Source organism: Kurthia zopfii, assembly GCF_003143955.1.
Classification (GTDB): Bacteria; Bacillota; Bacilli; order Bacillales_A; family Planococcaceae; genus Kurthia; species Kurthia zopfii.
Genome location: NZ_QFVS01000060.1, coordinates 1 through 7,735 on the forward strand (window position 1 = coordinate 1; position 7,735 = coordinate 7,735).

9 protein-coding genes are annotated in these 7,735 nt (G+C 39.7%); all 9 read right to left on the minus strand.

All coding sequences use genetic code 11. The features are described from left to right. Window positions 1-164: 164 nt before the first annotated feature. A complete protein-coding gene (locus DF281_RS13935) occupies window positions 165-569 on the minus strand; it encodes a F0F1 ATP synthase subunit epsilon (RefSeq protein WP_109350873.1) in 405 nt (134 codons plus the stop codon). A 24-nt stretch (window positions 570-593) separates the two neighbouring features. After that, a complete protein-coding gene (gene atpD / locus DF281_RS13940; protein WP_109350874.1) occupies window positions 594-2,018 on the minus strand; it encodes a F0F1 ATP synthase subunit beta in 1,425 nt (474 codons plus the stop codon). 50 nt (window positions 2,019-2,068) lie between these two features. Next, a complete protein-coding gene (gene atpG / locus DF281_RS13945; RefSeq protein WP_109350875.1) occupies window positions 2,069-2,926 on the minus strand; it encodes an ATP synthase F1 subunit gamma in 858 nt (285 codons plus the stop codon). A gap of 47 nt (window positions 2,927-2,973) precedes the next feature. Further along, window positions 2,974-4,497 (minus strand): F0F1 ATP synthase subunit alpha, encoded by a 1,524-nt coding sequence (gene atpA, locus DF281_RS13950; protein ID WP_109350876.1) that lies wholly within the window; start codon window positions 4,495-4,497, stop codon window positions 2,974-2,976. A 32-nt stretch (window positions 4,498-4,529) separates the two neighbouring features. Then, window positions 4,530-5,066: a F0F1 ATP synthase subunit delta gene (locus DF281_RS13955; protein WP_109350877.1), complete on the minus strand. Its 537-nt coding sequence runs from the start codon at window positions 5,064-5,066 to the stop codon at window positions 4,530-4,532. Continuing rightward, a complete protein-coding gene (gene atpF, locus DF281_RS13960) occupies window positions 5,063-5,587 on the minus strand; it encodes a F0F1 ATP synthase subunit B (protein WP_109350878.1) in 525 nt (174 codons plus the stop codon). Before atpF ends, DF281_RS13955 begins: the two co-directional genes overlap by 4 nt. Window positions 5,588-5,751: 164 nt before the next feature. Beyond that, entirely contained in the window at window positions 5,752-5,964 is a 213-nt protein-coding gene (gene atpE, locus DF281_RS13965) for a F0F1 ATP synthase subunit C (RefSeq protein WP_087682507.1), read from the minus strand. A gap of 83 nt (window positions 5,965-6,047) precedes the next feature. Beyond that, entirely contained in the window at window positions 6,048-6,761 is a 714-nt protein-coding gene (atpB, locus tag DF281_RS13970; RefSeq protein ID WP_109350879.1) for a F0F1 ATP synthase subunit A, read from the minus strand. Between the two features lie 38 nt (window positions 6,762-6,799). Further along, window positions 6,800-7,168, minus strand: coding sequence for an ATP synthase subunit I (locus DF281_RS13975; protein WP_109350880.1), 369 nt, complete (start codon window positions 7,166-7,168; stop codon window positions 6,800-6,802). Window positions 7,169-7,735 lie beyond the last annotated feature (567 nt).

Genomic DNA, 7,735 nt, shown 5'->3' on the forward strand with positions numbered 1-7,735 from the left:
ATCTATTTACACTTCGCACTAAAAAGAGCGAGCCACGCTTCATAAATGAAAAGTGATCTCGCTCAAACCAATCGATTTTTATTCAATTGAAAACTCTCACCAACGTTATTTGACAAAGAGCCAAAAAAGCTATTCCGAATGGAATAGCTTTTTAAGTATATATATTAGATGTTACCCTCTTTAACGTTGATACGATTCATTGCGCGGTTTAGAGATAACTCTGCACGCTTGAAATCAGTTTGTGATTCTTTTGACGCCATGCGTTGTTCAGCACGAGTAAGCGCTTCTTTAGCACGAGCAAGATCGATAGTCTCCGCAACTTCTGCAGATGGTGATAAAATCGTAACTTTATCAGGGCGAATTTCAACGAAACCGCCACTTACTGCTACAAGGTCAGTAGTGTTATCTTTCTTCAAACGAACTACACCAACTTTAAGTGGCGCAACTGTTGGAATGTGTCCAGGAAGGATACCCATTTCACCAGAAGTAGTGCGCACACTTACCATTGAGACTTCAGAATCATATACTGGGCCGTCGGGAGTGACAATGTTGACTATAGTGGTCTTCATATTTTTTCCTCCTCGTCCCTACTATTAAAGTGTTACGCCTAAATTTTTAGCTTTAGCGATAACATCATCGATGCCGCCCACTAAGTGGAATGCTTCTTCAGGGAATTTATCATATTTACCATCTAAGATTTCAGAGAATCCTTTGATTGTATCTTTTACGTGTACGAAAGAACCTTTTTGACCAGTAAATTGTTCCGCAACGTGGAAGTTTTGAGATAAGAAGAACTGAATACGACGAGCGCGGTTAACAGTTAATTTATCTTCATCAGATAATTCATCCATACCTAAGATAGCGATGATATCTTGTAATTCGTTGTTACGTTGTAGAGTTGATTGAACGCGACGAGCGATGTCGTAGTGTTCTTGACCTACTACTTCAGGAGCTAATGCGCGAGAAGTTGAAGCCAATGGATCAACCGCTGGGTAGATACCCATTTCAGATAATTTACGCTCAAGGTTAGTTGTTGAGTCTAAGTGGGCGAAAGTTGTAGCCGGAGCCGGGTCAGTATAGTCATCGGCTGGTACGTATACCGCTTGAATAGATGTAACAGAACCTTTTTTAGTAGATGTAATACGTTCTTGTAGTTTACCCATCTCTGTTGCAAGAGTTGGTTGGTAACCTACTGCAGAAGGCATACGACCTAATAATGCAGAAACCTCTGAACCTGCTTGAGTGAAACGGAAGATGTTATCTACGAATAGAAGAACGTCTTGGCCCATTTCATCACGGAAGTATTCAGCCATTGTAAGACCAGAAAGAGCTACACGCATACGTGCGCCTGGTGGCTCGTTCATTTGTCCGAATACCATTGCAGTTTTAGTAATAACGCCTGCGTCAGTCATTTCGTAGTAAAGGTCATTACCTTCACGAGTACGTTCACCAACACCAGCGAATACAGAGATACCGCCGTGGCCTTTAGCGATGTTGTTGATTAATTCTTGGATTAATACAGTTTTACCAACACCAGCACCACCGAATAGTCCTACTTTACCACCTTTGATGTAAGGAGCAAGTAAATCTACTACTTTGATACCTGTTTCAAGAACTTCAATTGAAGTAGAAAGTTCGTCAAAACCTGGAGCTTCGCGGTGAATTGGATCACGACGATCAGATGCTTCAAATTCTGGTTTACCTATTTCTAAATCGATTGGTTCGCCAAGTACGTTGAATACACGACCTAGAGTTTTTTCACCAACAGGTACTGAAATAGCAATACCTTTGTCGGTTACTACTGCTCCACGTTGTAAGCCATCAGTAGATGACATAGCAATCGTACGTACAGCGTTATCGCCTAAGTGAAGAGCAACTTCTAGAGTTAGAACTTCAGGTTCTTGGTTAGGCTTTTTAATTTCTACAGTTAAAGCGTTATAAATTTCAGGTAGTGAGTTGTTGTCGAACTGAACGTCTACAACAGCACCCATTACTTGAAGAACGTGTCCTGTGTTCATATACTATTTCCCTCCTATCAAACTATTACAGTTTGAGATGAAGCAAGCGCCTATTCTAAGGCTGCTGCTCCACCTACGATTTCTGTAATTTCCTGTGTAATAGCCGCTTGACGTGCACGGTTATACAAGACTGTTAAGTCATTAATTAATTCTTTCGCATTATCTGTAGCGTTTTTCATTGCTGTCATACGTGCAGCATGTTCACTAGCTTTAGCATCTAGTAACGCACCGTAAACTAAGCTTTCTGCGTATTGTGGAAGCAATACTTCTAAGATTTCTTCGCCTGATGGCTCGAATTCATAAGATGCAGAAGTAGATGCTGGTGCGATATCTGTAATTGGAAGTAGCTTTTTCTCAACTAAGTCGCTAGAAATAGCACTTACAAAGTGGCTATAGCACAAGTAAATTTCATCACAAGTACCTTCTGTGAACATACCAACAGCTTTACGAGCAATCGCTTTAATATCTGCAAATGCAGGTTGATCTGGAAGACCAACTTCCGCGTCTACTACTGTGTAGCCTGTCTTTTTAAAGAAATCAGCTACTGTACGACCTACTGCAAAGATGACTACGTCGTCTTTCGTTTGGCCACGTTTTTCCATACCGTTTAAAGCAGTACGAATAACATTCGTATTGTATGCACCTGCTAGACCACGGTCAGAAGCGATTACTAAGTAAGCACTTTTCTTCACTTCACGCTCAACTAACATCGGATGTGACCCATCTGGTGTTCCTTGTGCGATTGCAGCTACAACATCCTGAATTTTAGACATGTATGGAACGTATTTTTTCGCATTTCGCTCTGCACGTGACATCTTAGAAGATGAAACTAAGTGCATTGCTGATGTGATTTTACTTGTAGACTTTGTAGAGTTAATACGTTGTTTTACCTCACGTAATGTTGCCATTGATATTTCACCACCTTATCGTTTTTTAATAGCTTTCGGTTACTGAATTAAAGAGCTTCTGAAGCTGCGAAAGTTTTCTTGAATCCTTCAATAGTAGCTTTCATATCTTCGTCCGCTGGTAATCCTTTTGTATCGCGAATTGTAGCTAAAACGTTTTTGTGGTTTGCATCGTTAGCATCTAACCATAAGTTAAATTCGTTTTCGAAACGAACGATATCATGAACTGGGATATCATCTAAGAAGCCTTTTGTAAGAGCGTAGATGATAGCAACTTGGCGTTCAACTTTGATTGGTTTGTTAAGATCTTGTTTAAGAACTTCAACAGTACGTTTACCACGCTCAAGTTTAGCAGTAGTAGCTGCATCAAGGTCTGAACCAAATTGTGCGAATGATTCAAGCTCACGGAATGTAGCTAAGTCAAGACGTAGCGTACCGGCAACTTTTTTCATTGCTTTAATTTGTGCAGAACCACCAACACGAGATACTGATAGACCTGGGTTGATCGCAGGACGTACACCAGAGTTGAATAAGTTAGCTTGTAAGAAGATTTGTCCATCAGTGATAGAGATTACGTTTGTTGGAATGTAAGCACCGATATCACCAGCTTGTGTTTCAACGAATGGTAGAGCAGTGATTGAACCACCACCGTATCTTTCGTTCAGGCGAGCAGCACGTTCTAATAAACGACTGTGTAGGTAGAATACATCACCAGGGTAAGCTTCACGACCTGGAGGACGGCGTAATAGTAATGACAGTTCACGGTAAGCTGCTGCTTGCTTAGAAAGATCATCATATACGATTAATACGTCTTTACCTTGTAGCATTAATTCTTCAGCCATTGATACACCAGCGTAAGGAGCTAGGTATAACATTGGAGATGGAGATGATGCTGCTGCAGTAATTACGATTGTGTAATCTAAAGCACCGTGTGCGCGTAGAGTTTCTACAACGTTACGTACAGTAGATTCTTTTTGACCGATAGCAACGTAGATACAAATCATATCTTGGTCTGCTTGGTTTAAAATAGTATCGATTGCGATTGATGTTTTACCAACTTGACGGTCACCGATGATTAACTCACGTTGTCCGCGTCCGATTGGAACTAATGCATCAATTGCTTTGATCCCTGTTTGTAAAGGTTGGTCTACTGATTTACGAGCCATTACACCGAAAGCTGGGCTTTCGATTGGACGAGTTTTAGTAGTGTTGATTGGACCTAATCCATCAACTGGTAAACCTAAAGTATTTACTACACGACCAACTAGTTCTTCACCAACTGGTACTTCCATAATACGACCTGTACGACGAACTTCATCGCCTTCTTTGATGCCTTTAGATGGACCTAGGATAACGATACCTACGTTATTTTCTTCTAGGTTTTGAGCCATACCAAGTACACCAGTAGAGAATTCTAATAATTCTCCAGACATGACGTTGTCAAGGCCATGAGCACGAGCGATACCGTCACCGACAGTGATGATTGTACCGACTTCGCTAACTTGCATCTCAGATTGGAAATTTTCCATCTGCTGTTTAATAAGTACACTGATTTCTTCAGCTTTGATGCCCACGTTTGTCACCTCTACCTCTCGATAATTTTGGTTTAACCTAGTAATTCACGACGTAAACCGTTCATTTTGCTAACGATTGAATTGTCATAAATTTGGTTACCAATAATAAGTTTGATTCCGCCAATTAATGATGGATCAATTTCGTTTGTAATATTTAAAGAATTTTTACCTACTTTTTTAGCAAAAGTTGATGAGATTCTTTGGATTTGTTCTTCAGTAAGTGTTTCAGTTGAAAGTACGATTGCATCTTCAATTCCAGCTGCATCATTCGCAATGCGGATGAAAGCTTCAAAAACACTTACGGCTTCGTTGATACGTTTTTTGTCCAAAAGGACTTTTAAAGCGTCAACAACGATTGGTTGCGCATCTGCAAAAATAGTTGAAACTAGTTCATTCTTTTTGTCTGCACTGAATTTAGGGTTCTCAAGAAGATTAAATAAATCTTTCGATTCAGTAAAAACGATTTTAGCTTGACGTAGATCTGCTACAGTCTCTGATACAACGTTTTTTTCCTTCGCTAATTCGAATAATGCTTTTGCGTAGCGGTTAGCTGCAATGGTTTGACTCATCGAGCTTCCCCTGCCTTCGCAATCGTTTCTTCAATTAGAGAACGGTTATCTTCTGCTGATACTTCCTTGTTAAGAACTTTAGTAGCTGCCAATACAGATAGTGAAACCACTTCTTCTCGTACAGCTGCAATAGCTTTCTCTTTTTCAGTCTCGATGTCGCGTTTAGCTGATTCTTGTAAACGAACTGCTTCAGCTTTCGCTGATGAAACGATGTCTTCTTTTTGAAGTTCTGCTTGTTTCTTAGCGTTCTCAACAATCGCTTGTGCTTCAGTACGAGCTTCTTTAAGAAGGCTGCGTTGTTCTTCTAATAAATTATGCGCATCTTGACGATTCTTTTCAGCTGTCTCGATTTCGCTAGCAACTAATTCTTCACGTTGTTGCATAATGCCCATAAGTGGACCGAATGCGAACTTCTTAAGAAGAAGCATTAGAACGATGAAGATTACTAGAGTTGCTAAAATGTCACCATAGTTCAAGCCTTTTGCATCAGCTGAACCTAGTACTAGATAGTCTAATAACACGATTGTTTCACTCCCTTCAAGAGCTTAGAGTCAATTTGATTTTTGTATAATTGAATCTTGAGTTAAGATGTGTTGTCTAAAGGAATTTATGTTAATTGCTTAACATAAAAGAAAGGCGAAGCAACTCAATTACTTAAGACTTCGCCACAAAACAATTAAGACGATTATTTGTTCATTACGATGAACGCGATTACTACCGCGATGATTGGAAGTGCCTCAACTAAAGCTACCCCGATGAACATTGTTGTTTGTAAAACTCCACGTAATTCTGGTTGACGAGCGATACCTTCTACTGTACGACCTACGATAAGACCGTTACCAATACCTGCGCCTAGAGCACCTAGACCAACTGCGATTGCTGCTGCGATTAAACCCATTGTAAATTTTCCTCCTTGGAAATGTTGTATTTTTTTTGGTCAGTAATTTTACTATTTTAGTAAACCCACTGTTTTATAATTAATTAATGGTCTTTGCTCACTTTGTGAGACATGTAAACCATTGTTAACATAACGAAAATGAATGCTTGGATTGACCCGATGAAAATCGAGAATGCCTGCCATACCATCATTGGAATTGCTGCGGCGAAGAATCCTGCACCTGACCACATAGTAGCCATACCTGCTAATAATCCTAGTAATACTTCCCCGGCAAAGATGTTACCGTAAAGACGTAGACCAAGAGTTAATGTATTCGCAAGTTCCTCTACAATTTTGAATGGTAGAAGGAAGCTCATTGGAGACACGAAAGTCTTCAAGTAATTACGAGTACCTTGCATTTTAACACCATAGTAGTTAGTTAAAACTAATACCATAACTGCTAATGTTAATGTGATGATTGGATCAGCTGTTGGTGATTTCCACCATAGATATCCATCATATTGAATTGAAAATGGAAGACCTAACATGTTCGATACGAAGATAAACATGATTAATGTGATCCCAAGAATTTGGAATCGTCCGCCTGTTTTCCAATCCATGTTGCTTGAGATGATGCCTTTTACGAAATCCATAACCCATTCCATAAAGTTTTGCATACCTGTTGGTTTTAGAGATAACTTACGAGTAGCGATGAATGCGATTAAAAATACGATTAAAGCTGTAATTAAAAGCATCATAACGTTTGCAGTGTTAAAACCTAAACCAGCAATCTCAAAATAAGGATTTTTGTGTTCCACTTGTTAGTTCACCTCTCTTTCAAATGCGCTCTGCTTATTTAGTTTTTCAAATGAACTAAGATCCTATCTACAAAAAGTAGCATGTACGGAATCATTAATCCAACGACAGTACTTGCTACATTAAAATGCTCAGGCCATGACAATGCGACCGCTGCCGCGAGTATGGCTGAAGCGTAGCGAATTAGGGTACCTAAAGATTTAACTTTTTGCCCTTGCCGTGTCTTTCGATCAAAGCTTTCCATTCTTCGGACCAGGTTCCAAAAATTAAATAGACCGCAAAGGGCACCTAATGCGAGACCTGCGAAAATCGCGTGGTACGATGTAAAGCCCCAGCCGATTGCACAAACTATAAGCAATGCAATGATCATCAATGACTGCTTTTTAAAAATTCGATGCATTTCTACCATTGGTCTTTAATCTCCTGAATCTTAATTTTCGAATGATGGATATAAAAGCTGACCACCGGATGGCTGCCAAATGTAGCGAATACTACAAAATGGGTGGAAGAAGATCCCCTTTAAGAAGAACTCAAAATGGTCTAAATTCCTTATAATGCGATAAAAACTTACATTCGAATGAATTTCATCGCTCATGACGTGAACCTTTTGGACGAATGAACGTCAAAAGAGTCAAAAGCATGGACTTTGCCATAAATTTCCTCGCCAATTTCCATAAAAAAAGAGGCTCGGCTTGATATACGGACATAGTTACCCTCATCATTCTTACCCTTTGTTAGCATACAATAGTGAAAATTCCATGTCAATTGGTTATACGGAAAAACTTCACAACCTGTTCACTTTTGTCAAATAGTCGACAAATTTAAGAAAAAACTTGGTAATGTTCTGAATGTGAACTACTCGCCACTTAGCTAAACCTTGCGGTTCTTCACGCTTGAAGTGGGAGCTTCTTGGGAATAGAGCGTACTTGCAAGTGTATTTCTTTACTTGCAGCGGTTTCTCTTATTTGACCGAGCT